Origin of the sequence: Nocardia sp. NPDC050435, from assembly GCF_040655395.1 — a bacterium.
In the GTDB taxonomy this organism is placed as follows: Bacteria; Actinomycetota; Actinomycetes; order Mycobacteriales; family Mycobacteriaceae; genus Nocardia.
The window spans coordinates 123,159-148,636 of record NZ_JBFAJW010000015.1 but is presented as its reverse complement, the minus strand read 5'-3'; the positions used below and the strand labels follow the sequence as shown (position 1 = coordinate 148,636).

Here is a 25,478-nt window from a genome sequence, read left to right as displayed (position 1 = left end):
CGCCGGTGGACGCGGATACGAAGGAGCTGATCTGGCAGAACCTGTGGCCGATGCTGAAGGCCACGGTGCAGATGACGCTGCCGCTGACCGCGGTCAGCTTCGTCATCGGTCTGGCGATCGCGCTGTTCGTGGCGCTGGCCCGGATGTCGCCGGTGTGGCCGCTGTCGGCGGCCGCCCGGTTCTACATCTCGATCATCCGGGGCACGCCGCTGCTGGTGCAGCTGTTCATCATCTTCTACGGCCTGCCGCAGTTCGGGATCACGCTGGACCCGATTCCAGCGGCGATCGTGGCGTTCAGTCTCAATGTCGGCGGCTATGCCGCCGAGGTGGTGCGCGCGGCGATCCTGTCGGTGGCCGAGGGCCAGTGGGAGGCGGCGCGGGCGCTGGGCATGTCCTACGCGCAGCAGATGCGGCTGATCATCCTGCCGCAGGCGTCGCGGATCGCGGTGCCGCCGCTGTCGAACACGCTGATCTCGCTGGTGAAGGACACCTCGCTGGCGTCCACCATCCTGGTCACCGAATTGTTGCGGACCGCGCAGGTCGCGGCCGCACCTACGTTCGATTTCTTCGCCCTCTACGGCGTCGCGGCCGTCTACTACTGGGTGATCTGCCTGGTGCTGGGCTTCGGACAGACCCGGTTGGAGACCCGGCTGTCCAGGCATGTCGCCCGCTCGTAGCTTCGCCCAACTGCGGTTCATTATTTTCACCCACTTTTCACCGAGGGCACGGCATCAACCACTACCCCCACGGGATTAGGCTCTAAGCGTGATGCGACGGACGAAGATTGTGTGCACGCTCGGCCCGGCCACTGCCACCGAGGAACGGATCCGCGAACTCGTCGAGAGCGGCATGGACGTGGCGCGGCTGAACTTCAGCCACGGTGAGCACAGCGACCATGCCGAGAACTACAAGAAGGTGCGTGCGGCCTCCGACGATCTCGGGCGCGCGGTCGGCATTCTCGCCGACCTGCAGGGTCCGAAGATCCGGCTCGGCCGCTTCAAGGACGGCAAGACGATGTGGGCGACCGGTGAGGTCGTGCGCATCACCGTCGACGACATCGAGGGCACTCACGATCGCGTCTCCACCACCTACAAGGAGCTGGCGGAGGACGCCAAGCCCGGTGACCGCCTGCTGGTCGACGACGGCAAGGTCGGCCTGACGGTCACCGCTGTCGAGGGCAACGACGTGGTGTGCCGGGTCACCGAGGGCGGCCCGGTCTCGAACAACAAGGGCGTCTCGCTGCCCGGCATGGACGTGTCGGTGCCGGCGCTGTCGGAGAAGGACATCGAGGATCTGGAGTTCGCGCTCGAGCTCGGCGTCGATTTCATCGCGCTGTCGTTCGTGCGCTCGCCCTCCGATGTCGAGCTCGTGCACGATGTCATGGACCGGGTCGGCAGAAGGGTCCCGGTCATCGGCAAGCTGGAGAAGCCCGAGGCCATCGATAATCTCGAGGCCGTGGTGCTGGCGTTCGACGCCGTCATGGTCGCCCGCGGCGATCTGGGCGTGGAGCTCCCGCTCGAGCAGGTGCCGATCGTGCAGAAGCGCGCCATCCAGATGGCCCGTGAGAACGCCAAGCCGGTCATCGTCGCCACCCAGATGCTGGAGTCGATGATCGAGAACTCGCGCCCGACCCGGGCCGAGGCCTCCGACGTGGCGAACGCGGTGCTCGACGGCGCCGACGCGGTGATGCTCTCCGGCGAGACGTCGGTCGGTGCCTACCCGATCGAGACGGTGCGCACCATGGCGCGCATCGTCAGCGCGGTCGAGGCCGAGTCGACGCGGGTGCCCCCGCTGACCCACGTGCCGCGCACCAAGCGCGGCGTGATCTCCTACGCGGCCCGCGATATCGGCGAGCGGCTGAACGCGAAGGCGCTGGTGGCGTTCACCCAGTCCGGTGACACCGTGCGTCGCCTGGCCCGGCTGCACACCCCGCTGCCGCTGCTGGCCTTCACCCCGCTGCCCGAGGTCCGCAGTCAGCTGGCGCTGACCTGGGGCACCGAGACCTTCATCGTGCCGACCGTGGACAGCACCGATGAGATGATCCATCAGGTCGATGTCGCGCTATTGTCGATGGGCCGTTATCAGAAAGGTGATCTCGTGGTCATCGTGGCGGGCTCCCCGCCGGGTACTGTCGGGTCCACCAACCTGATCCACGTGCATCGAATCGGCGAGGAGGATCACTGATTTGTCTACATCGCTAGGCGGCTCGGTCGGGGTCGGAGCCGCTTCCGGCTCCTCCGATCTCGATGTGCTGCTGAGCTTGCTCGATCTGCAGCAGGTCGACGAAGACGTCTTCGTCGGCCAGCATCCCGCGAAGGTGTGGAGTCGTACCTTCGGCGGGCAGCTGGTCTCGCAGGCCATCATGGCCGCGGGGCGCACCGTCGGTGACCGCCCGGTGCACGCCGTCAACGCGCATTTCGTGCGCGGCGGCGACACCAAGCAGCCCATCGAATACCGCGTCGACCGGCATCGCGACGGCCGGGCCTTCGCGAACCGCACCGTCACCGCGACGCAGGACGGGCAGGAGCTGTTCGTCATGCTCGCGGCGTTCCAGGATTGGGGCAAGGGGCTCGAGCATTCGCATGCTCAGCCGCAGGTGCCGGATCCGGAGACGCTGCCCCGGGTGGAGGAGAGCTTCGAAGGCTTGGAGGACAAGCTGGAGATGTTCGTCAAGGCCCCGCACCCGATCGACATGCGCTACACCAACGACCCGGCCTGGATCCTCAAGGGCACGGGGGAGCGGTTGAACCACAACCGCGTCTGGATGAAGGCCGACGGGCAGCTGCCCGACGATCCGCTGGTCCACGTCGCCACGCTGGGCTACTCCTCGGACACGACGGTGCTGGATTCGATCATCACCACGCACGGCCTGTCCTGGGGGCTGGACCGGATCGTCGCGGCCACGGTGAACCACTCGATCTGGTTCCATCGGCCGTTCCGTTTCGACGACTGGGCGCTGTACTGCACCGAGTCGCCGGTGGCGGCGGGCTCCCGTGGCCTGGCCACCGGGCGGTTCTATTCGCGCTCGGGCGAGTTGCTCGCGACGACCGTGCAGGAAGGCCTGATCCGGCACTTCCCGTCGCGTCGCTGATTTCCTCTCGAAGACCCCCGTCGTCCGGTGCGGACGGCGGGGTGTTCTTTTTACAGGTATTCGCGCTCGAATTCGAACTCGAAACTGTCCCGGCGCTGCGTGCGGATGGTCCGGGGTATTTGCGGATCTGTTGTGGCCCCGGCGGTTTCGAGCATCAGCCGGCGTTCCAGCGCGGCCAGCCCGGGCGCGGTCAGATCGCGCGGGGCGCCGACGAGGCTGAGCGCGATTTCATAGGTGCGCCGGCCGGCGGGCGCGAGATCCGGATGAGCGGCTCGCCACTGGGATTCGAGGGCGATATGCGCGGCGTCGTCCGCGTCGACCGGGAGCGTGAATCTCCACGCGAATACATCCCGGTCCTGTAGGTGGTCGTCTACGACATCACGGACCGTCTCGACCACCCGGTCGAGCGTTTCCGGTGTCACATAAACATGGAGCGAAACATCCGAAATGCGTTTCGGCATGTCGATTCCTGTCGGGTCCGGACCAGCATCAGCGGAAAGTGTCCGCCGGGGAGTGTAGTGGCAAGGCTGGTACGAATCCCAGAGGCGACGGCGATTTGCCCGGCGCGTCCGGCGTTTCCGCCGGCGGAGTCATCGGATGCGCTGTGCCGCCAGGAAGCTCGCGAGGGGCGGGGCGGGGGCGTCGGGGCCTACCACCAGCCCGGGCTCGTCCTGCGCGGGGCGGCTCTGCTCGCCCGGGGCGAGCGCGAGCAGCAGGGGCACAAGCGCTTCCGCGATCCGGTCGCCGACTTCGCAATAGGCGCTTTCGGACAGTCCGACCGGGTCGGCGATGTTCTCGCGCCCGACCAGGGAGAGATCGTTGCGGGCCGCGTGCAATTCCGCGATGGTGTGGGCACCGGTGACTTTGGCGATCCGGTGCGCCTCGAGCAGCGTGAAAGTGCGGGTGCCGACCCCGAATCCCATCTCGGCGATCTGGTCGCGGATCTGCACGGTCATGGCGAGCACCAGATCGGCCCGATCGATCATTTCCGGCTTGAGTTTGCGGGCCCGGAATCCGTCCGCGTCCGCGCCCAGCCCGGCAATCGTCTGGGCGGCAAGCGGTTCCACCGGAAAACCGACCAGGGCGCGGGTTCCGGCGCTTTCCGCGGTAAGTCCGGGCACGTCGTATTCGACGGCCACGGCACGCGTCACCCGCTCGGCAATCACCGACCTACAGACATTGCCGTTGCAGACGAACAGGACGTGCATGTGCTCACGCTAAAACGCCGGCCCGGGTTCCAAAACCAGCTCCGCACCGAATCACACCTGCACAGAAACATATTCATCTGGCCGTAGCGTGCCGTATACCGACCACGCGGTTATGCCTCGTTTCGGCGGAATGCGATCACCTGCCCGCCACCGAATTCGCGGTGCGGCCGGATCAGCGGGGGAGCGCCCGGCGCGGCCGGGCCCGGGTGAGTTCCGGCGGCGACTGCACCTGGGCGGCCGCGTGCGTGATGAAGGTGTCGAGCAGGGCCTGTGCCCGGTCGCCGTGGGTGTCGCGCTCGGCGGCGTCGCTCGCGCGGGAGATCGCGCGGGCGGTGTCGATGATGTCGTTGCCGAGAGTGCGCAGGCGGTTGTCGTCGGTCAGCAGCGCGATGCGGAGCAGGGCGCTGCGGGCGAGCGTGCGTTTCGCGTGCGCCGTCTGCTTCGCGGCGCGCAGGGCTTCGGCGTCGTCTTCGCTGTTGCGGAACCAGCGGTCGTACTCGATGCTGCGGTACTCCGTGGCGGCGTCGGCGAACGCGTTGTAGGCATTGAGCCGGTCTTGGCGGAGGCGTTCGGCGAAGAGCTGGGCGGCGGCGCGGTCGGCGGTCGAGCGCTGGAAGAAGAAGGTCGCTCCGGCGCCCAGGAGAGTTCCGGCGACGGCGATCAGCGCGGGAACGAGGACGCTCACCATCGGCCGGGGCCTTTCACGCTTGTTCCGGACGGTTCTCGGGGGCGCCCGGGGTGCGGCCGTCGGGGAGTGCGGGAGCGTTCGAGGCGCGGGCCGTGATCGCCGCGGGGCCGAGTTCCTGGCGCATCGCCTCTTTCAGCTGTTCGAGCGCGCCGCGGAAGGGCCGGTGGACGGCGTGCCATTCGGCGGACCCGTTGTCCGGGCCGCCGACGGTCAAGGCGGTGCTCGCCAGGGCTTCCCGGATATCGCGCAGCCGCTCGTAGGTCTGCTTCGCGGCGTCGCGCACCGGCGGCGGCGCGACGAGTTCGAGTTCGAGCAGGGCGGCGACCAGATGATGGGAACGGAACGCGGCGATGCTCTCCTCGCGGCCCAGCGGTGTCGGGCCGCCGAGGGCCAGCGCCTGCATGGCGTTGTCCGTCTGGACGACGGTGGCCAGGAACTTCACGTAGATCTGGCGCTGGATATCGTTGGACCGCAGCGCTTTGTCGCGCCGGGCCCGGATGACATCGGCGAGCAGGGTGGCGCCGGCGCCGACCACCGCGCCGCTCAGGGTGCCCACGATCGCCAACCATTCCATGGCCATGATCACCACCCTATCCGAACCGGGAGCCGGGCTCGAGGCAGAAAGGGAAGGGCTGCAACGGCTTTGCGGCCTACCCCGTCGGTCCGCCGAAGAGGTCGAGTTGTTCGCTGCCCGGCACCGGCACCCGCGGACGCCCGCGCAGCGACTTGCGGCCCGGCTCATTGCGGCGTGCCGCCGGACTCGGCACCACGCCACCCAGGCGACCCGCGACCACCTCCGGCGCGAGCCCCTCACGCAGCAGCTTCTGTTCCGCGGTGGCGCGCAGCGCCTCCGGAGACAGGTCGACGCCCGCGTCCCGGCCGATCGCGCGCACCGCGTCCTCGAGCGTGCGCTGGAGCAGGCGGCGCGGCGGCGCCTGCTCGGTGAGGAACAGCGCGCGGTGCTCCTCACCGCGCAGGATCCGGCGGCGCTCGGGCAGCCAGGCGGCGACCGCGGCCCGCGACACCGGGGACAGCGGCACGGTGCGCGAACCGCCGCCCTGGTCCGGAATCCCCAGTTGCCCGGGCCATTTCCCCAGATCCAGCCCGGCCAGATCCAGGGTGACCAGCTCAGCGGTGCCCACCCCCAGATCGAGACCGAAAACGAGAAGCGCATAGGCCCGCGGCCCGCGCTCGGCGGCCGCGCGCAGGACGGCGCGCCGCTCGCCCAGCTCCAGCGCGCGCGGATCCGCGGGGGCGATCAACACCCGCGGGACGGCGGGCGGCCCCAGCCCGAGCCATTCATAGAAGGCGTTCAACGCGCGCAGACTCAGCTCGAGGGTGCGCCCGGCCACACCCCGATCCGCCACCGCGGCACCGAGATAGGCGTCGACCGCCCGGTCGCGCCCACGGGCGCAGTGCAGCGCGTCGCCGAACCCGCCGGTCTCGCGGACCCAGGTCAAGAAGTGGCCGACCCGTTCCCGATAGAGTTTGCGAGCCCGGGGCGGCAGATCCGGCCGCGCGCCCAGCAGCGCACCGAACCCCGTCAGCAGCGGCCCGGCCGCGACCTCGATCGCGAACAGATCCATCGGCGCCTCCGCGGCGTCCATCCTCACCACCGGCCCTCCCGTGCGATCGGCGACGAGCCCAGCATCCCAGCAGGCACCGACACATTTCCCGGCCCCGAAATCCTGGTCGTGGCGATGATTCTCGTACCGCCGCACCGTCTGTCCAGGTATGCGACTGAACGGTAAGAGTGCGGTGGTCTACGGGGCGGCGGGCAAGATGGGCGGCGCGGTCTCCCGGGCGTTCGCCCGCGAAGGTGCGCGGGTGGCGCTGGTCGGGCGGACCAGGTCCACCCTCGACGCGCTGGCCGCCGAGATCACCGAGCTGGGCGGCAGCGCCACCGCCACGGCGATCGATGTGTTCGACCGAGCGGCGATCGAAGCACACGCCGACCGCGTCGTCGAGCAGACGGGCAGCCTGGACGTCTCGTTCAACGCCGTCGGCATGACCGCTGTGCAGGACGTGCCCCTGATCGACATGCAGTTGGCGGACTTCATGGCTCCGATCGAGGCCGCGGCCCGCTCGCATTTCATCACCGCGACGGCGGCGGCCCGCCGCATGACCGAGCAGGGGTCCGGCGTCATCGTGCTGCTGTCGGCTTCGGCCGCCGACGAGTCCCGCCACCGCATGGGCGGTTTCGCCATCGCCTGCGCCGGAATCGAAGCTCTCAACCGCAGTCTCGCCGGGGAGGTCGGCCGCCACGGCGTCCGCGTCGTCTGCCTGCGCCCGAACTTCACCCCGGAAACTGTCCCCGGCATCGCCGACGCCGACCTCGAGCCTTTGCTCCGTGACACCCGCCTGGGTCGGCTGCCGCTGCTGGCCGAGGTCGCCGAGACCGCGGTCTTCGCCGCGTCCGCCGGCGCGGGCGCGATGACCGGCGCCGTCCTCAATCTCACCTGCGGCGCACTGGTCGACTGAAAAGACGATGGCGGCCCCCGGGAAAAGGGGCCGCCATCTTCGGTGCCGATGGTGGGACTCGAACCCACACATCCTTTCGGATAACGGTTTTTGAGACCGTCGCGTCTGCCAGTTCCGCCACATCGGCGAGCACCGGATGAGAACTATAGCCTGCCCGGCGCTCCGCGAGCGAACCGGTTTGCCGATTGCGGCACCGCCACCCGGTTCGCGCAGGGTATATACGGTCTGGGCGCCGGTGAACGGTACTCTTTACATCACTCGACGCCCGCGGCGGGCGGGCGGAGGCCCGGGTAGATCGGTCTCGGCTGCCGGACGGGGCGTCGGGACAGGCATCGGAATCAGAGGGGTCTACCTATGAGTGAAACAGCAGGGGGCGCCGGCTCGAAGCGCGACGCCGGGGCGAAGCGAGTCGTCGTTGCTGAGGATGAGGCGCTCATTCGGATGGATCTGGTTGAGATGCTGACCGAAGAGGGATACCTGGTCGTGGGTGAGGCCGGCGACGGCCAGCAGGCGGTGGATCTGGCTGTGGAGCATCGCCCGGATCTGGTGATCATGGACGTGAAGATGCCCCGCCGCGACGGTATCGACGCCGCCGCGGAGATCGCCTCCAGACGCGTTGCGCCGGTGGTGATCCTGACCGCGTTCAGCCAGCGCGATCTGGTGGAGCGGGCCCGCGACGCGGGCGCGATGGCGTACCTGGTGAAGCCGTTCACCAAGTCGGATCTGGTGCCGGCCATCGAGCTGGCGGCCAGCCGGTTCCACGAGATCGCCGCGCTGGAGAGCGAGGTCGCGAACCTGTCGGATCGCCTGGAGACCCGCAAGCTGGTCGAGCGCGCCAAGGGTGTGCTGATGCAGACCCACGGTCTGTCGGAACCCCAGGCTTTCAAATGGATTCAGCGCACCGCGATGGATCGCCGCACTACGATGAAGGCGGTAGCCGAGGTCGTGCTGGAGAACCTGACGCCGAAGTAGCCCGCCCAGCGCGCGCGTTTGCTGGAAACTGACAGCCCTCGGTCGCTGGGGGCTGGAAAGTTTGCGCAGGTTTCACACGCTCTTCAAAAAACCTTCGAAATCAAGTCACCGGCATCACTCGAATGTGATGCGGATCTAACGTACCAACGCTATGTTCTGGACGGGCCAAGTAGTAGGTCCACCCTGATGAGGGGTTCAGCGGGACATAGAGGTGAGACGTGCTCAGTACGACATGGCGCAGTCGTTCCACGCGAGGCGCATTGGTTTTCAGCGCTGCCGCCGCGCTGGTGCTGTCCGGATGCAGTGACAAGTCGACCGATGACGGAAAGGCCACCGGAACCGGGGGAGACAACGGCAGCAGCCTGTCGATCTCACCCGTGGTGCAGGTGGACGCCACCGGCAAGGAAGTCGCCAAGACCGATCCGGCGCAGGCCGCCGATCCGGCCGGCGACGGCAAGGCCACCTGCCCGGCCGGCACCGCGATCGCCTTCGCCGGCGCACTGACCGGCCCGAACGCGCAGCTCGGCATCAACATCAACAATGGTGTGAAGCTGGCCCTGGATCAGCACAACAAGGCCAATCCGGGCTGCAAGATCGAACTGAAGTCCTTCGACACCGAGGGCGATCCGCAGAAGGCCACCTCGGTCATCCCGCAGATTGTCAACGACGCCTCGATCATCGGCCTGGTCGGCCCGGCCTTCTCCGGTGAGACCCGCGCGACCGGCAAGGTGCTCAGCGACGCCGGCCTGGTGTCGGTCACCTCCTCGGCCACCAACGCCGGCCTCACCGGCAACGGCTGGACCACCTTCTTCCGTGGCCTCGCCAACGACGACGTGCAGGGCCCGTCGGTGGCCAAGTACCTGGTCAACACTGCCGGCTACAAGAAGGTCTGTGTTGTCGAGGACAACAGCGACTACGGCACCGGCCTGGCCAAGAGCATCAAGGAAGGCCTCGGTTCCGCCGCGGATCCGAGTTGCGCGGCCGCCATCAAGGCCGGTGACAAGGACTTTTCCGCCACCGTCACCAAGATCAAGGCCGCGAACGCCGACGCGGTGTTCTACGCCGGCTACTACGCCGAGGGCGCGCCGTTCGCGTCGCAGCTCAAGGCCGGTGGCGTGAAGGCCGTGTTCGTCGGACCCGACGGCGTCAACGACCCGCAGTTCCTCAAGCAGGCCGGCAACGCCGCCAAGGGCGCCACCCTCACCTGCCCGTGCGGCCCGGCGCCGGAGAAGTTCGCCAAGGACTACCAGGCCCTGAACAACGAGGCGCCCGGCGTCTACTCGGTCGAGGCCTACGACCTGGCCACCATCCTGAGCAAGGGCATCGACGCGGGCAAGGTGACCCGCCCGGATCTGCTCGGCTTCGTGCGCTCCTATGACGGCGCGGGCCTGGCCCGCCAGTACAAGTGGAGCCCGAACGGTGAGCTGACCAACGCGCTCATCTGGATTTATTCGGTCAAGTAGTCGGGTAGCCCGCGGGCACTCGAAGCGCAGCACGCATGGGGTTCGTGCGGATCCCATGCGTGCTGCTTTCGTGACCCGGGCGATTGGATGAGGGCGAAATACGCATGACAACAACAGCATTGGCCGACGGGGTACAACTCCTCGGCGCGTCGATCGACTTCAACTACAACGGGGTGATCGACAACTTCTGGCAACTGACCGTTGACGGAGTGACCTACGGCGCTATCTACGCTCTGGTCGCCGTGGGCTATACCTTGGTCTACGGCGTGCTGCGGCTCATCAATTTCGCGCACTCGGAAGTGTTCATGCTCGGCTTGTTCGGGCAGCTGATCGGGTTGATGATCTTCGGCTTCGCGGCCGCGCCCGATCCCTATGCACAAGGCGCCGTGCTCACGGTCATATATTTGGCGCTGGCGGGCATCGTCGGCGCGATGATCTCCGGCGCCGCCGCCGTCGGCCTGGAACGCTCGGCCTATCGGCCGCTGCGCCGGCGCGGCGCCAAACCTCTGAGCTTTCTCATCACGGCGATCGGCATGTCGTTCGTGCTGCAGGAATTCGTGCACTTCATTCTGCCCAAGCTGTGGCCGAACATGGGCGGCACCAACGCCCAGCAGGGTATCCAGCTGGTGGAGGCCACCGATCAGTTCAGCTTCGGCGGCGCCAGCGTCACCAACATCATGCTGATCATCGTGCTCGCCGCCGTGGCGCTGGCGCTGGCGACCGAATTCCTGATCAACCGAACGAAATTCGGCCGCGGCATCCGCGCCGTGGCCCAGGACCCGGACACCGCCACCCTGATGGGTGTGTCCCGGGAGCGGGTCATCATGCTCACCTTCCTCATCGGCGGTCTCCTCGCCGGTGCGGCGGCGCTGCTGTACACCCTCAAGATCCCCAACGGGATCATCTACTCCGGCGGTTTCATCCTCGGCATCAAGGCGTTCAGCGCGGCGGTGCTCGGCGGCATCGGCAATCTGCGCGGCGCGCTGCTCGGCGGCCTGATCCTCGGCGTGGTGGAGCAGTACGGCCAGTTGTTCTTCGGCACCCAGTGGCGTGACGTGGTCGCGTTCGTGGTGCTGGTGTTGGTGCTGATGGTGCGCCCGACCGGCATCCTCGGCGAGAGTCTCGGAAGGGCACGGGCATGAGTGATACCACTGAGCGTCACGGTATCGGTGACGCCCTGCGCACCTGGTGGGAGGGACTGAGCCGGCCCGGGCAGTGGGCGGTCGGCGTTCCGTTCATCGCCCTGCTGGCGCTGCTGCCGCTGTTCCCGCCGCCGCTGATCGATACCCCCGCCTACAACTTCGGCCTGGTCATGGCGAAGGTGGCGATGTTCTGCCTGATCGCGATCGGCCTGAATGTCGTTGTCGGACAGGCCGGTCTGCTCGACCTGGGTTATGTCGGCTTCTACGCCGTCGGCGCCTACACGGTCGCGCTGCTCACCAGTAAGAACAGCCCGTGGAACCAGACCGACGGCGGCTGGCTCGATCCGAAATGGGCCTGGCTGGCCTGTCTGCCGCTGGCGGTGCTGGTCACCGCGTTCTCCGGATTGATACTCGGCTCACCGACATTGCGCTTGCGCGGCGACTATCTGGCCATCGTGACCCTGGGCTTCGGCGAGATCGTGCGGCTGCTCGCCGACAACCTCGGCGAGATCACCAACGGCAGCCTCGGCCTGGCCGAGGTGGCCTACCCGCACGTCGGCGAATCCGAGCAGAAGCCCAATGGCGTCTTCTCCGCGGGCAATCCCGGCAACCCGGATTCGGCGAACCTGCTCGACCGGGCCAGTTACGGAACCTATTGGTACTGGCTGGGCATGGGGCTGATCATCATCATGCTGCTGATCGTCGGCAATCTGGAGCGCAGCCGGGTGGGCCGGGCCTGGGTCGCGATCCGCGAGGACGAGGACGTCGCCGAGATCATGGGCGTGCAGACCTTCAAGTACAAGCTGTGGGCGTTCATGATCGGCGCGGCGGTCGGCGGCATGGCGGGCGCGCTCTACGCCGGGCAGGTGCAGTTCGTGAACCCCACCCGCTTCGACATCATCAACTCGATGCTGTTCCTGTGCGCGGTCGTCATCGGCGGTCAGGGCAACAAGCTCGGTGTGCTGGTGGGCGCGTTCCTGATCGCCTATCTGCCGGACCGGCTGGCCTCGGCGAAACTGGTGTCCGACGAATCCACGGGCTACACGATGCTGATCCTCGACGTCGCCGCGTTCGTCGCCCTGGTCCTGTTCTGGCGGTTCAAGGGCAGGTTCCTGGACGGGTGGCGAAAACAGGTGCTCACCCTCGGCATGGTGATCACCGGCGTGCTGGGCGCGCTGCTGATCGGCAGTGTGCTGCTGTTCCGGCCGGGTGGCGCGCAGTCCCTCGGCGACCTCAAGTATCTCTACTTCGGTATCGCGTTGGTGGTGATGATGATTCTGCGTCCACAGGGTCTGCTCCCGGTGCGGCAGAAACTGCTCACCTACGGCAGGCAGGTCTACCAGGCGGTGCGCCGCCCGGCCCAGCCCGAGACGGTCGGAGCGCAGCGATGACCGGCCCGGGCGCGGGTGACGCGCTGTTCGACAACGAGGACATGGCCGCCGGTCATGTCGCGCCGCCGGAGCCGGAGCAGAGCGCCGGGGAGGTCGACCTCACGGCGGTCATCCCGGAACTCGGCGACGCCGAAACCGTCGCCGAAGTGGTTGCGCCACACCGGGAGATCGAGACCGAGGTCGGCGCGCCGCTGCTCCGCACCGAGGGCCTGACCGTGAAGTTCGGTGGTCTGACCGCGCTGGACACCCTGGATTTCGAGATCCGCCGCGGCGAGATCCTCGGACTCATCGGACCCAACGGCGCGGGCAAAACCACCTGCTTCAACGCGATCACCGGCGTCTACAAACCAGCGTCGGGGCTGGTGTACTTCGACGGCAAGCCGCTGACGAAGTCCAAGCGCAACGAGATCACCCGCCTGGGCATCGCCCGCACGTTCCAGAACGTGCGGCTGTTCAACGAGATGACCGCGCTGGAGAACGTGGTGGTCGGCACCGACGCCCGGCACAAGACCTCGGTGCCGGGCGCGATCATCCGCACGCCGCGGCATCGGCGCGAGGAGCGCGACGCCATCGAGCGCGGCATGGCCCTGCTCGAATTCGTCGGCATCGCACCGCGTGCGGTGGAGAAGGCGCGCAACCTCTCCTACGGCGATCAGCGCCGTCTGGAGATCGCGCGCGCCCTGGCCACCGAGCCGAAGCTGCTGTGCCTGGATGAGCCGGCGGCCGGGTTCAACCCGGCCGAGAAGGCCGCGCTGATGGATCTGATCCGCAAGATCCGCGACGACGGGTTCACCGTGCTGCTCATCGAGCACGACATGCGCCTGGTCATGGGTGTGACCGACCGGATCGTGGTGCTGGAGTTCGGCCGCAAGATCGCCGACGGGCTGCCCGCCGAGGTGCGCGAGAACCCGGCGGTGATCGCCGCCTACCTCGGTGTGCCGGACGAGGAGGCGCACGCCGCCGAATCGACGGACGAACCCGAAACCGCCGCTCCCGCCGGGGATCTGCGCGACGATCCGCCGACGCAGGTGCTGCCGATTCCCGAGCCCGGGCGCGGCCCGGACAAGGTGTCGGTCACCAAGGAGCCGCGCGACGAGCCGAAGCGCGATTTCGCCGAGGCGCCGGTGCTGCTCGAGGTGCGGGACATGGTGGTCAACTACGGCCGGATCCAAGCGCTGCACGGCATTTCGCTGCAGGTGGCCGAGGGCGAGCTGGTGACGCTGCTGGGCGCCAACGGCGCGGGCAAGACCACCACCATGCGGGCGCTGTCCGGCCTGCTGCCGCTGACCCGGGGCAAGGTCCTGTTCGAGGGCCGCGACATCACCGGGGTGAAGGCGCACCAGCGGGTGACCGACGGGCTCATCCAGGCGCCGGAGGGCCGGGGCGTGTTCCCCGGCATGACGGTGCAGGAGAACCTCGACATGGGTTGCTACGGCAGGCCGTTCAAGCAGAAGGCGGAGTACGACAAGACCCTCGACTGGGTGTTCGAACTCTTCCCGCGCCTGTCCGAACGCCGCAAACAGGTCGGCGGCACCCTCTCCGGCGGTGAGCAGCAGATGCTCGCCATCGGCCGGGCCCTGATGGCGCGCCCGCGGCTGCTGCTTCTGGACGAACCGTCGATGGGCCTGGCGCCCATGGTGATCCAGCAGATCTTCCGGATCATCAGCGAGATCAACCGGCAGGGCACCACGGTGCTGATGGTCGAGCAGAACGCGCAGCAGGCGCTGGTACGCAGCGACCGGGCCTACATCCTGGAGACCGGCGAGGTCACCAAGTCCGGGACCGGCGGGGATCTGCTCGTCGATTCGGCGGTGAAATCGGCCTACCTGGGTGTTGGTTAGTTTCCGCCAAAGCCGCGGCGGCGCATCGGGTTTCCGGTGTGCCGCCGCGGCTGTGCGGGCATGATGGCGGCCATGGACTCCCACGAAGAGTTGACCCGCCTCGCCGACCGGTACTGGGACACCAGGCTGGAGATGTCGCCCACGGCCGCGACCATGCTCGGCGACCATCGTTTCGACGACCGGATCGAGGACCTCTCCCGCGCCGCCGACGACCGCTATCTCAGCGCCTACCGCAGCCTGCTCGGCGAGGTCGAGGCCCTGGATCCGGCCGGGCTCGGCGCGCAGGACCGGATCACCCGCCTGCTGCTGCACACCGAACTGTCCGGCACCATCGACCGATTGTCCTGGCGGCCGATGGAAATGGCCTCCGACCAGATGATGGGCGTGCACGCCGAACTGCTCACGGTCGCGCCGCAGATCAGCGCGCGGGAGCCGGAGCACGCCGCCGCGCTGGTGCAGCGGCACCGCAAGATCGGCACCATGCTGGACCAAGCCGTCGACCGATTCCGGGACGGACTGGCCGCGGGCCGCGCGCCCGCGGCGATCACCATCACCCGCGCGCTGAACCAGCTCGACGGCTACCTGAACTCCGACCTCAGCGGCGACGCGTTCGTCACCCTCGAGGGCCCGGCGGACTGGGACGGCGAGGAATCCTGGCGCGCCGAGCTGGCGCAGGTGGCCGCCGAGGTCATCCGGCCGGGGTTCCGCCGGTACCGCGCGGCGCTGGCCGAGGAGCTACTGCCCGCCGCCCGCCCGGACGACCGGGCCGGGCTGTGCTGGCTGGGCGAGGACGGCGCCGACATCTACCGGCGGCTGCTGCACGAGCACACCACGCTGCCCGACCTGGGCGCCGAGGAGATCCACCGCACCGGGCTGGCCGAATTGGAGTCGCTGCGTGCGGAATACGCCGAGATCGGCGCGCGCCGGCTCGGCACCGCGGACCCGGCCGAGATCTTCACCCGGCTGCGCGAGGACCGGGAGCTGCGCTACCGCGACGGGGACGAGATCATGGCCGACGCGCGCGGCGCGCTGGCCGCGGCGACCGCGGAGATGAAGAACTGGTTCGGCCGGCTGCCCCGGGCGGGCTGCGACATCGTCCCGGTGCCGGAGTATCTGGAGGCGGATTCGGCCACCGCCTACTACTTTCCGCCGCCGGCCGACAATTCCCGGCCCGGCACCTATTTCGTCAACCGGCACCAGCCGACCGAGCAGTTGCGCTACGAGACGGCCTCGGTCGCCTATCACGAGGCCATTCCGGGCCATCATCTGCAACTGGCGATCGCCAACGAACTCGACCACCTGCCGCGCTTCCAGCGGCAGTCCTTCGCCAATACCGCCTTCGTGGAGGGCTGGGCGCTCTATGCCGAGCGGCTGGCCGACGAAATGGGTTTGTACGCCGACGATCTGGACCGCCTCGGCATGCTGGCCGGCGATTCCTGGCGGTCCTGCCGGCTGGTCGTGGACACCGGAATCCACGCCATGGGCTGGAGCCGGCAGCAGGCCGTCGACTTCATGATCGCCAACGCGCCGGTGGGGGAGAACCACATTCGAGTCGAGGTCGATCGCTATATCGCGATGCCCGGCCAGGCCGTCGCCTACAAGGTCGGTCAGATCGAAATCCGTTCCCGGCGAACGGAACTCGAACAGCGCCGGGGAGACGCCTTCGATCTCAAGGCGTTCCACGATGTGGTACTCGGGTCCGGTTCGGTCAGCCTGCCGGTGCTGCGGGAACTCGTTGCCACACTGTGACCCGGATCGGCCCTGCCCGAGTTGCGAGCGCCTGTCGCGTCGGGTTCCATGAAAAGGCGTCGACGGTCCTTGGTCAGGGGGAAACATGAACCAGCCGTTGACGTCTCGCCGACCCCCTGGTAAGGGGCGGCCGGGCAGTCCGATCGCCGCCATCTGCGGTGCGATCACCATCATCGCGCTGGTCGGTTACGTCGTCGCGGCGGGGTGGCCCGCCGGCCCGCCGCGACCCGACCGGGCCGCGGCGCTGCACGCCGGCGCCGGGCTCGCCTACGGCCCCGGATTCACCGGCGCGTCTTCGGATCCCGCGCGACCGGCGGGCTACAGCGCCCCGCCCATGGATCCGGTCCGGCTCTCGGGCGCGGCCCAGTTCCCGTCCAGCCGGCCGGTGTACGCGCTCGCCGATCACCCGCTCTTCGCCCAGCACGTCGGGCTGACCCGGGCGGACTGCGCGCTGCCCGCCTGGGCCGCCGACCCCGCGGCGGCACGGGCCTTCTATCTCGCCGCCGTCGACTGCCTGGACGCCGCCTGGGAGCCGACGCTGCGCGGGGCCGGGCTGCCGTTCCGGTCGCCGCGGGTGGCGGTGCCGGAGCGCTCGGCCGCGCTGGGCAGCCCGTGCGTGCGGGAGGAGGGCGACACCGCGGAGTCGATGTACTGCGCCCTCGACGAGACGATCGTGCTGCCGCTGGACGGATTGCGCTCGGTGCACACCGGTTCCCGGCGTGGGGCCCAGCTGGCCGTGGTCGTGCACGAGTACGGGCACCACATCCAGGCGCTGATCGGCGTGATGCGCGCCTATCAGGACAAACGGGATGAAGTGGGCTGGGCGACCGTGCCCGGGCAGGAGCAGAGCCGCCGCCTGGAGTTGCAGGCCTCCTGCTTCGCCGGGATGTTCTTCGGCGGCAACTACGCCCGCGCCGCCCTGGACCAGCAGACCTGGGACGAGGCGGTGCGCATCGCCCGGACGACCGGCGACCGGCCCGGCTACTCCCGGCTGCACGGCAGCGGGGCCAATGTGTGGGGCTGGTGGAAATGGGGCGCCGATTCCGGCGACACCTGGGAGTGCAACACCTGGTATTCCGCCGCGCCCTACGTGGCGTGATGCCCCGGCGAGTAATTGTCGGTGGTCGTCAATAGACTCAGGCACGTGACTCCAGCGACCACCGATCAGCGTCCGAGTTCCGCCCCCGTCGAAGCGCCGGGGGAGCGGCCCACGCTGCTACTGCTGGATGGGCACTCCATCGCCTACCGCGCGTTCTTCGCGCTGCCCGCCGAGAACTTCAAGACCGTCACCGGGCAGACCACCAACGCCGTGTACGGCTTCACCGCCATGCTGATCAACCTGCTGCGCGACGAGAAGCCCAGCCACGTCGCCGCCGCGTTCGACGTCTCCCGCAAGACCTTCCGCACCGAGGCGTACCCGGAGTACAAGGCCAACCGCAGCCAGACGCCGGACGAGTTCCGCGGCCAGGTCGAGCTCACCAAGGACGTGCTCGGCGCGATGGGCATCCCGGTGATGGCGATCGACGGCTTCGAGGCCGACGATCTGATCGCCACCCTCACCACCCAGGCCGTGGCCCAGGGCTACCGCGTGCTCATCGTCTCCGGTGACCGCGATTCGATCCAGCTGGTCAACGACGATGTCACGGTGCTGTACCCGCGCAAGGGCGTCTCCGATCTGACACGCTTCACCCCCGACGAGGTGATGACGAAATACGGTCTCACCCCGTCGCAGTATCCCGATTACGCGGCGCTGCGCGGCGACCCGAGCGACAACCTGCCCGGCATTCCCGGCGTCGGGGAGAAGACGGCCGCCAAGTGGATCCGCGAGTACGGGGATCTGAACACCCTGGTCGAGAAGGTCGACGAGGTGAAGGGCAAGGTCGGTGACGCGCTGCGCGCCAACCTGTCCAGCGTGGTGCTCAACCGCCAGCTCACCGAGATGGTGCGCGACGTGCCGCTGCCCTACACCCCCGACCAGCTGGAACAGCAGCCGTGGGATCGCAACAAGATCCACCAGCTCTTCGACGACCTGGAATTCCGGGTGCTGCGCGATCGGCTGTTCGAGACGCTCGCGCCCAAGGAGCCCGAAGCCGAGTCCGGCTTCGAGATCAGCGGCGGCGCGCTGGAGATCGGCGGCGTCGCGGCCTGGCTCGCCGAGCACGCGAAAGCCGGTGTGCGCCACGGCGTCTCCGTCGTCGGCACGATCACGCCGGGCAACGGCGACGTGAAGGCGCTGGCCATCGCGGCCGCCGACGACGAGAGCGGCTACATCGACGTCACCGTGCTCACCCCGGAGGACGAGGCCGCCCTCGGCGCCTGGCTCGCCGATCCGAATACGTTCAAGGCGCTGCACGAGGCGAAGTCGGCCCAGCACGCGCTGCGCGGGCGCGGCTGGACGCTGGCCGGGCTCACCAGCGACACCGCCCTGGCCGCCTATCTGGTCCGCCCCGGCCAGCGCAGCTTCAATCTCGACGATCTCTCGCTGCGCTACCTGCGCCGCGAACTGCGCGCCGAAACCGATGACACCCAGCAGCTCTCGCTGCTCGACGACGCCGACACCGTCGACGCCGAGACCGCGCAGACGGAAATGCTGCGCGCCCGCGCCGTGCTCGACCTGGCCGCCGCACTGGACACCGAGCTCGAGCAGATCGAATCCGTGTCCCTGCTCGAGGATATGGAACTGCCGCTGCTGGGCGTGCTGGGCCGGCTGGAGGACGCGGGCATCGCCGTCGACGTCGACCAGCTGGAGACGCTGCAGCGCCAGTTCGCCGACAAGGTGAACGAGGCCGCCGAGGCCGCCTACGCCGAGATCGGCGGCAAGCAGATCAACCTGGGCTCGCCCAAGCAGTTGCAGGTGGTGCTGTTCGACGAGCTCGACATGCCGAAGACCAAGCGCACCAAGACCGGCTACACCACCGACGCCGACGCGCTGGAATCGCTGTTCGAGAAGACAGAGCATCCGTTCCTGCGGCACCTGCTCGAGCATCGCGACGCCACGCGCCTGAAGGTCACCGTGGAGGGTCTGCTCAAGTCGGTTGCCGACGACGGGCGCATCCACACCACGTTCAACCAGACCATCGCGGCCACCGGCCGGCTGTCCTCCACCGAGCCGAATCTGCAGAACATCCCGATCCGCACCGACACCGGCCGTCAGATCCGCGACACCTTCGTCGTCGGCGCCGGCTACGCCGAGTTGATGACGGCCGATTACAGCCAGATCGAAATGCGCATCATGGCGCACCTCTCCGGTGACGAGGGCCTGATCGAGGCGTTCAATTCCGGCGAGGATCTGCACACCTTCGTCGCCTCCAAGGCCTTCGACATCCCGCTCTCGGAGGTGCATCCGGAGATGCGCCGCCGGATCAAGGCGATGTCCTACGGTCTGGCCTACGGGCTGAGCGCGTTCGGCCTGTCCGCGCAGCTGAAGATCAGCACGCAGGAGGCCAAGGAGCAGATGGACATCTACTTCGAGCGCTTCGGCGGCATCCGCGATTATCTGCAGGACGTCGTCGACGAGGCCCGCAAGGTCGGCTACACCGAAACCCTGTTCGGCCGCCGCCGCTACCTGCCCGATCTGGATTCCAGCAACCGTCAGCGCCGCGAGGCCGCCGAACGCATGGCCCTCAACGCCCCCATCCAGGGCACCGCCGCCGACATCATCAAGGTCGCGATGATCAACGTGCACAAGGCGATCGAGGCCGCCGGCCTGCGCTCCCGGATGCTGTTGCAGATCCACGACGAACTCGTCTTCGAGGTCGCCGAGGGCGAGCGCGAAGCCCTGGAGGCGCTGGCGCGCGAGCACATGGCCGCGGCGATCCAGCTTTCGGTGCCGCTGGATGTGTCGGTCGGCACCGGCCGCAGCTGGGACAGCGCCGCCCACTGAGCGTGTGTCGCCCCGGCCGCGCGAGGCCGGGGGCGACTTGCTCCGGGTCGGGGTCCCGCCCGGAGGCCCGGCTCGGACGCCCCGGGACTCGCGCGTCGGCCGGATCGGCTAAGTCCTGGACGATTCGGGCGGGGCGGCTTTGAACGCCTGCAGGCCGATGCCCGCCGAGCCCAGCGCGAGTACCCCGAAGAAGATCGTTCCGACCCAGCTCGCGCGATCGTCGGCGGCCTTGGTCTCCTCGTAGCTCTTGCGGTTGCCGTCGACGACGCAGACGTGAGAGGTCGTCATCGTTTCCCCGCCGCAGTCGACGTCCGAACCGCCGATGCTGTCGTAGTTGCACAGGCTGAGCCAGCCGAAGAAGAGCACGCCCAGTACGCCGATCAAGCCCATCACGATGCGCGCTCCCAGCTCGGCGGCGCGGTCGGGAGCCGGGGTGCTCGTCGCTCCCGGCGCGGATGGCCGGGGCACCGGGGTAACCGGTCGCGGCGGCACGGCCGGGCGCGCTGCGAGGGCTGTCGCCGGGCGTTCGCCGGTCGAGGGCGCTTCCCGGCGTGGTGGCACGGCCGGGCGCGGCGGGACGATCGGGCGCTGCGGCGGGGTGATGCCGAAATCCGTTGCGAGACCGGTCAAGCCGTTGCTGTAACCCTGGCCCAGGTTGCGGAGTTTCCATCCGCCTCGGTGCCGGTACACCTCGGCGAGCAGGACCGCGGTTTCGGTGCTCATACCGTCGGCGACCAGCTCGTAACCCGTCGCGCCGTCGGCGACCGCCGTGTGCAGCCGCGCTCCGGCGTACGTGCCGTGCGCCGCCGACGTCGCGATGACGATCCGTTCGATCGCGCTGTCTGTCCGGCTCGGATCGAGATCGACCGCAGTCCCGGTCACGGTGATGGCGGCGTCCGGTGACGTCGGCCGAGCCGCTCCCACCAGGTCGGAGTCGTCGCGCACCCGCCCGGACGCGGTGAGCGACAGTACCGAAAGTTCGAGGCCGGGCGAAGCTTCCGCCGAGATTCGCAGCTGTAGCCGGCCGCCGGATAGTGCGATGTTTCCGCCACGCGCGATGCGCATTTGTTCTGCCCCCCAGAATGATCACAATGCTGGCGGCAACTGTACAGGGCCCGGCCGATCGGGGGAAACGTTGTCGCCGTGGGCCTTTCAGCGGGGCTGTAGGCCCAGCATGAGGTGGGCGACCAGGTCGTCGAGCCATTCCTCGGTGGCCTCGGCGACGACGAGGCCGGAGCCGAGGAAGGTGGCCAGGCCCTGCAGGGCGGCGACGGCGGTGAGGGCGATCCGGCGCGGGTCGCCGGGGATGATCGCGTTGTCGGCCTGGGCGTTGGCGATCAGGGCGACGGGGACGGCGAAGGCGCGGTCGACAGCGCGCGACATGGCGTCGCCGGCGACGGGGCTGTGGCGGCGGGCGAACATCAGGGCCAGCAGCGCCGGATTCTCGGTGGCGAACCGCAGGTAGGTGCGCGCCATCAGGCGGACCGGGTCGGTGTCCGCGGCGAGCGGCAGGTTCTCGAAGTCGGCGCCCAGGCGCTCGAATCCGGCGACGGCGAGGGCGTCCAGCAGGGCCTGCTTGTCGGCGAAGTGCCGGGTGGGCGCGCTGTGGCTGACTCCGGTGTCGCGGGCCAGCTGTCGCAGGGACAAGCCGTCGACGCCCGATTCGCGCAGGGTGACCTCCGCACGCTGCAACAACTCGGCGCGCAGATCGCCGTGGTGATAGGAGCGGGAACGGGTAATGGTCATGGTGAGTCGAGAATAACAAAATGTAGTCGTTGACTACTTTGTAGGCACTGCCTACATTCGACAGCATGACGGCTCGGACTTTCACCGCCCCGATCGCGCTGCTGACCGTGTTCGCCGCGCTGCTGGCCACCATGTACCTCGGCTACGCCAGCAATACCGAGAAGAACCTGCGCGACTTCCCGGTCGCGCTGGTCAATCAGGACGTCGGCGACGTCATCGACGGCGCGCCCGCCAACTTCGGCGCGCAGATCACCGACGCCCTCGTCGCGGGCATCCCGGCCGACAAGGTGGACCTGCGGGTCGTCGGAATCGCTTCGGCCCGTGCGCAAATGGACAGCGGCCAGGTGTACGGCACGATCATCATCCCGTCCGATTTCACCAAGCGCCTCGCCATCCTCGGCGCGTCGGCGGTGTTGCCGGGCGAAGTGGAGCGCCCCGTCATCACCGTGCAGACCAACCCGCGCGTCGGCCCATACACCACGGGCATCACGACCCGCATCGCCGACCGCGCCCTCGATCAGGTCCAGCAGACCGTGGGCAAGAATCTCGCCGATCGCGTCACCGCCACCGTCGGCCCGGAAACGGCCGCCGAGCTGACCGGCGCGGCGCGGCTGGCCCTCGCCGACCCGGTCCGGATCATCGAGACTCCGTACCGTCCGATGGCCGACGGCGCGGGCCAGGGCCTGGTCGCGTTCTTCTACACCCTGATCCTGCTGCTGGCCGGATTCACCGGCGCGATGATCATCCACACCCTCATCGACTCCGTGCTGGGCTTCATGCCCACCGAATACGGCCCCTGGTTCGTGCATCCGCCCGCGACCGGGACCAGCCGCCTGCGCACCCTGTTCATCAAGTGGGGCGTGATCGGCGCCGCCGCGCCGGTGCTCTCGGCCGTATTCCTCGGTGTCGCGGGACTATTGGACGTTCCGCTGGCCAGCCCGCTGCTGCTCTGGCTGTACGGCACGCTGGCCATCATGGCCGTCGGATTCACCGCGCTGTCGGTGCTGGCGGTCTTCGGTACCGCGGGCCTGATGATCAATCTGGTGCTCTTCGTGGTGCTCGGCCTGCCCTCCTCGGCCGCGACCGTGCCGCTGGAGGCCGTCCCCGGCTACATCGCCTGGCTGGCCCGCTTCGAGCCGATGCATCAGATCTACCTGGCGGTGCGCGCCATCCTGTTCTTCGACGGGCACTCCGGGGCCGGGCTGGCCCAGGGCGTCTGGATGACCGTTCTGGGCTTGGCGATCGGTGTGCTGCTCGGTGCGGCGGTGACCTTCGCCTACGACCTGCGCGGCCTGCATCGCACCGCGGATACCGCGGCCGCGCCCGCGCGGGAACCGGTCACGCAGCCCGCTTGATCCTGTGCCCCAGCTGTGAGCTGGGCGGATCATACTCGCGAGTAGCGAAACCCACTGCGAAATATGGTTGCTAATGCGCCGCGATATGCCTATTGTCGATCGCGTGCCGAATCCCGCCTGCCGCCACAGCATCGTGCTGAACGTCGCAACCCGCGACGCACTCAGTGCTGTGCTCCCGCTCACCGCGATGGTGGCGCAGGCGCGACTTCTCGTAGTAACCCGCCGTAGCGGGGTCTGATTCGGACCGGCCCCCTCGCTGCGGGCTGTTGATTGTTGAAGCTGGTCCCCTCCACCGACATTCTTCGGGAAGACCTGAATCGCAATGACCACACTGACTTTTGACACGACCATGTTCATCGCCGCCGCGCCCAAGGGCCTGCGGGCCGAAAGCCTCGGTATGACTCCGGCGGAGTTCTACGAGCGCTACTGCGGCCACGACGGCCCGATTCGCATCGGCGACTGGGCCGCCTCGGGCGGGCACGTCGCCGCGACCCTGGAGTTCGCCGATCGCCTGCGGTCGCTGGCCGCCATCGGCAGCCCCGTGGCGGCGCTCACCTCGGCGCTCTACGACGAGGGCTACCCGGTGGAGATCCTGCAATTCCATCAGCGCCACACCCCGCTCGGCACCGCCACCTTCGTGCGCTGCGAGGTCAACGGGCGGCGCGGCTGGGGTGCGGCCCTGGCCGACGACAGCGCCGAATCCGCCGCGCGCGCAATGATTTCCGGCGTCAACCGGCTCGCCGCCTGACCCGGCCGACACAGCGAAACGGGCCGTTCACCGATCGGTGAACGGCCCGTCTCCGGGTCGGATTACTCCGCGGCGGCCTGCTGCTCGGCCAGCTGCTTGCGCACGTCGTCCATGTCCAGGCCCTTGACCTGGGTGACCAGATCCTCGAGAGCCGCCGGCGGCAGCGCACCGGGCTGCGCGAAGACCAGCACGCCCTCGCGGAACGCCATGATGGTCGGGATGGAGCGGATGTTCGCGGCCGCGGCCAAGCCCTGCTCCGCCTCGGTGTCGACCTTGCCGTGCACCACGTCGGGGAACTTCTCCGAGGAGGCCTCGAAGGTGGGGGCGAACTGCTTGCACGGTCCGCACCAATCCGCCCAGAAGTCGACCAGGACCACGTCGTTTCCGGTGACTACCTCGTCGAAGTTCTGCTGGGTCAGCGTCTGGGTCGCCATGACGTCCTCTCGTCTCGTGTGTTGCCAGTTGTAACGCCCGGCTCGGGCTCTATCTTCCCTGCCAACGGTCAGGGACTGTCCGCGCGTTCCATCTCCCGCGCCGATTACCCACCCCGGACCGGTCGCAACCCCGCCCGGCGTGTCCGGCGCCCCGGTGCCCGGCCCGCGCGGCCGTGAGCGGGAGGATGAGGTCGTGAGCACAGCGAAACAACGGCTACGACTAGGTCTGATCGACGGCGACGGCATCGGTCCCGAGGTGGTGCGGGCGGCCCGGTCCGTCGTGGACGAGGCCCTCTCGGTCGCGGGCGCGACCCCGGTGGAGTGGGTCCCGCTGCTGATGGGCCGGCGCGCGATCGAAGAATTCGGCACGCCGTTGCCCGAGCCGACGCTGCAGACGCTCGAGGGGCTGGACGCCTGGGTGCTCGGGCCGCACGACAACGCCTCCTACCCGGCCGAACATCGCCGCGGCGTCGCGCCCGGCGGCGCGATCCGCAAGCATTTCGGCCTCTACGCCAACATCCGGCCCGCCCGCGCCTTCACCGGAGTGCGCGCGAGCGCGCCGGACATCGATCTGGTGATCGTGCGGGAGAACAGCGAGGGCTTCTACGCCGACCGCAATATGTTCGCCGGGTCGGGCGAGTTCCGGCCGACGCCGGATGTCGCCATGGCCGTCGGCGTGGTGACCCGGCGCGCCTGCGAGCTGATCGCGCACGAGGCCTTCCGGCTCGCCTCGGCGCGTCGCAAGAAAGTCACCATCGTGCACAAGGCCAATGTGCTGCCGATGACCATGGGTCTGTTCCGCGACGTCTGCTATGAGATTGCACACGCCTACCCCGGAATCCGGGTCGAGGACGCGCACGTCGACGCCATGGCCGCCCATCTGGTCCGCGCGCCGGGCGAGTTCGACGTCGTGGTCACCGAAAACCTCTTCGGCGACATCCTTTCCGACCTCGCGGGCGAGCTCAGCGGGTCGCTGGGCATGGCGCCCTCGCTGAACTGCTCGGCCACCCGGGCGATGGCGCAGGCGGTGCACGGCGCCGCGCCGACGCTGGCGGGGCACAACCGGGCCAACCCGGTCGCGCTTCAGCTGTCTGCCGCGATGTTGCTGAACTGGCTGGGGACCCGTGATTCGGACCCGGCGCTGGTGCACGCGGGCGAGCGGATCGAGCATGCCGTCGCCGCGACGTTCGAGGCCGGGATCGCCACCGCCGACCTCGGCGGCATGGCTTCCACCAGCGAATTCACCGAGCAGATCTGTGCTAGGGTCCACCGCCGGTAGTCGTTTG

The 25,478-nt window shown here is 68.7% G+C and carries 23 protein-coding genes, 1 tRNA gene and 1 pseudogene; 16 read left to right on the top strand and 9 right to left on the bottom strand.

Features of this window, described 5'->3' with window-relative positions; translation table 11 throughout:
• Positions 1–5 precede the first annotated feature (5 nt).
• The 3 genes from AB0I43_RS36625 (at position 6) to AB0I43_RS36615 (ending at position 3,091) form a co-directional block, all read left to right on the top strand.
• Positions 6–677 carry an amino acid ABC transporter permease gene (locus AB0I43_RS36625; RefSeq protein ID WP_356978599.1) on the top strand — a complete coding sequence of 224 codons (672 nt, stop codon included), beginning with the start codon at positions 6–8 and terminating at the stop codon, positions 675–677.
• 88 nt (positions 678–765) lie between these two features.
• A complete protein-coding gene (gene pyk / locus AB0I43_RS36620; RefSeq protein WP_356978601.1) occupies positions 766–2,184 on the top strand; it encodes a pyruvate kinase in 1,419 nt (472 codons plus the stop codon).
• A gap of 1 nt (position 2,185) precedes the next feature.
• Positions 2,186–3,091 carry an acyl-CoA thioesterase II gene (locus tag AB0I43_RS36615; protein WP_356978603.1) on the top strand — a complete coding sequence of 302 codons (906 nt, stop codon included), beginning with the start codon at positions 2,186–2,188 and terminating at the stop codon, positions 3,089–3,091.
• Between the two features lie 50 nt (positions 3,092–3,141).
• Here AB0I43_RS36615 and AB0I43_RS36610 read toward each other — a convergent pair whose 3' ends face one another.
• The 5 genes from AB0I43_RS36610 to AB0I43_RS36590 form a co-directional block, all read right to left on the bottom strand.
• A complete protein-coding gene (locus AB0I43_RS36610) occupies positions 3,142–3,552 on the bottom strand; it encodes a hypothetical protein (RefSeq protein WP_356978605.1) in 411 nt (136 codons plus the stop codon).
• Between the two features lie 129 nt (positions 3,553–3,681).
• The gene (locus AB0I43_RS36605; protein WP_356978607.1) at positions 3,682–4,299 is read right to left on the bottom strand and encodes a low molecular weight phosphatase family protein; all 618 of its coding nucleotides are present in this window, start codon (positions 4,297–4,299) and stop codon (positions 3,682–3,684) included.
• Between the two features lie 172 nt (positions 4,300–4,471).
• The gene (locus AB0I43_RS36600; RefSeq protein ID WP_356978610.1) at positions 4,472–4,987 is read right to left on the bottom strand and encodes a hypothetical protein; all 516 of its coding nucleotides are present in this window, start codon (positions 4,985–4,987) and stop codon (positions 4,472–4,474) included.
• A 13-nt stretch (positions 4,988–5,000) separates the two neighbouring features.
• Entirely contained in the window at positions 5,001–5,567 is a 567-nt protein-coding gene (locus AB0I43_RS36595) for a hypothetical protein (protein ID WP_356978612.1), read from the bottom strand.
• A 70-nt stretch (positions 5,568–5,637) separates the two neighbouring features.
• A complete protein-coding gene (locus tag AB0I43_RS36590) occupies positions 5,638–6,594 on the bottom strand; it encodes a site-specific integrase (RefSeq protein ID WP_356978614.1) in 957 nt (318 codons plus the stop codon).
• A 127-nt stretch (positions 6,595–6,721) separates the two neighbouring features.
• Here AB0I43_RS36590 and AB0I43_RS36585 point away from each other — a divergent pair, with 127 nt between their 5' ends.
• Entirely contained in the window at positions 6,722–7,468 is a 747-nt protein-coding gene (locus AB0I43_RS36585) for an SDR family oxidoreductase (RefSeq protein WP_356978616.1), read from the top strand.
• Between the two features lie 43 nt (positions 7,469–7,511).
• On the opposite strand, the gene AB0I43_RS36580 is transcribed toward AB0I43_RS36585, so the two are convergent.
• Positions 7,512–7,595: transfer RNA gene (locus tag AB0I43_RS36580), tRNA-Leu, on the bottom strand.
• 227 nt (positions 7,596–7,822) lie between these two features.
• On the opposite strand from AB0I43_RS36580, the gene AB0I43_RS36575 reads away from it, so the two are divergent.
• The 9 genes and pseudogenes from AB0I43_RS36575 (at position 7,823) to polA (ending at position 19,909) form a co-directional block, all read left to right on the top strand.
• Positions 7,823–8,440, top strand: a complete 618-nt coding sequence (locus tag AB0I43_RS36575) for an ANTAR domain-containing response regulator (protein WP_356978618.1) — start codon at positions 7,823–7,825, stop codon at positions 8,438–8,440.
• 260 nt (positions 8,441–8,700) lie between these two features.
• The gene (locus AB0I43_RS36570; protein WP_356978620.1) at positions 8,701–9,903 is read left to right on the top strand and encodes a branched-chain amino acid ABC transporter substrate-binding protein; all 1,203 of its coding nucleotides are present in this window, start codon (positions 8,701–8,703) and stop codon (positions 9,901–9,903) included.
• A gap of 104 nt (positions 9,904–10,007) precedes the next feature.
• Positions 10,008–11,045 carry a branched-chain amino acid ABC transporter permease gene (locus tag AB0I43_RS36565; protein ID WP_356978621.1) on the top strand — a complete coding sequence of 346 codons (1,038 nt, stop codon included), beginning with the start codon at positions 10,008–10,010 and terminating at the stop codon, positions 11,043–11,045.
• On the top strand, positions 11,042–12,436 hold the full coding sequence (locus AB0I43_RS36560; protein WP_356978622.1) for a branched-chain amino acid ABC transporter permease: 1,395 nt from the start codon (positions 11,042–11,044) through the stop codon (positions 12,434–12,436). The genes AB0I43_RS36565 and AB0I43_RS36560 overlap by 4 nt, the downstream gene beginning before the upstream one ends.
• A gap of 41 nt (positions 12,437–12,477) precedes the next feature.
• Positions 12,478–13,386 (top strand): annotated as a pseudogene (locus AB0I43_RS36555) (ABC transporter ATP-binding protein); the annotation flags it as partial.
• Between the two features lie 195 nt (positions 13,387–13,581).
• Complete coding sequence (locus AB0I43_RS36550; RefSeq protein WP_356978841.1) at positions 13,582–14,277, top strand: ABC transporter ATP-binding protein; 696 nt, start codon at positions 13,582–13,584, stop codon at positions 14,275–14,277.
• 72 nt (positions 14,278–14,349) lie between these two features.
• Positions 14,350–16,026 (top strand): DUF885 domain-containing protein, encoded by a 1,677-nt coding sequence (locus AB0I43_RS36545; RefSeq protein WP_357433494.1) that lies wholly within the window; start codon positions 14,350–14,352, stop codon positions 16,024–16,026.
• Between the two features lie 85 nt (positions 16,027–16,111).
• Positions 16,112–17,125, top strand: coding sequence for a neutral zinc metallopeptidase (locus AB0I43_RS36540; RefSeq protein WP_357433492.1), 1,014 nt, complete (start codon positions 16,112–16,114; stop codon positions 17,123–17,125).
• A 45-nt stretch (positions 17,126–17,170) separates the two neighbouring features.
• Positions 17,171–19,909 carry a DNA polymerase I gene (polA, locus tag AB0I43_RS36535; protein ID WP_356978627.1) on the top strand — a complete coding sequence of 913 codons (2,739 nt, stop codon included), beginning with the start codon at positions 17,171–17,173 and terminating at the stop codon, positions 19,907–19,909.
• Between the two features lie 108 nt (positions 19,910–20,017).
• On the opposite strand, the gene AB0I43_RS36530 is transcribed toward polA, so the two are convergent.
• Together AB0I43_RS36530 and AB0I43_RS36525 are read right to left on the bottom strand one after the other, a co-directional pair.
• Complete coding sequence (locus tag AB0I43_RS36530) at positions 20,018–20,974, bottom strand: TerD family protein (RefSeq protein ID WP_357433490.1); 957 nt, start codon at positions 20,972–20,974, stop codon at positions 20,018–20,020.
• A gap of 87 nt (positions 20,975–21,061) precedes the next feature.
• On the bottom strand, positions 21,062–21,655 hold the full coding sequence (locus tag AB0I43_RS36525; RefSeq protein ID WP_356978630.1) for a TetR/AcrR family transcriptional regulator: 594 nt from the start codon (positions 21,653–21,655) through the stop codon (positions 21,062–21,064).
• Between the two features lie 65 nt (positions 21,656–21,720).
• Between AB0I43_RS36525 and AB0I43_RS36520 the strand changes: the two genes are divergently transcribed.
• A complete protein-coding gene (locus tag AB0I43_RS36520; RefSeq protein ID WP_356978632.1) occupies positions 21,721–23,010 on the top strand; it encodes a DUF3533 domain-containing protein in 1,290 nt (429 codons plus the stop codon).
• A gap of 322 nt (positions 23,011–23,332) precedes the next feature.
• Positions 23,333–23,758 (top strand): 2-keto-3-deoxygluconate kinase, encoded by a 426-nt coding sequence (locus tag AB0I43_RS36515; RefSeq protein WP_356978633.1) that lies wholly within the window; start codon positions 23,333–23,335, stop codon positions 23,756–23,758.
• A 62-nt stretch (positions 23,759–23,820) separates the two neighbouring features.
• Here the strand turns inward: AB0I43_RS36515 and trxA are convergent, their stop codons facing one another.
• The gene (gene trxA, locus AB0I43_RS36510) at positions 23,821–24,192 is read right to left on the bottom strand and encodes a thioredoxin (RefSeq protein WP_356978634.1); all 372 of its coding nucleotides are present in this window, start codon (positions 24,190–24,192) and stop codon (positions 23,821–23,823) included.
• Positions 24,193–24,385: 193 nt separating this feature from the next.
• Here trxA and AB0I43_RS36505 point away from each other — a divergent pair, with 193 nt between their 5' ends.
• Positions 24,386–25,471 (top strand): isocitrate/isopropylmalate dehydrogenase family protein, encoded by a 1,086-nt coding sequence (locus AB0I43_RS36505; protein WP_357433488.1) that lies wholly within the window; start codon positions 24,386–24,388, stop codon positions 25,469–25,471.
• Positions 25,472–25,478 lie beyond the last annotated feature (7 nt).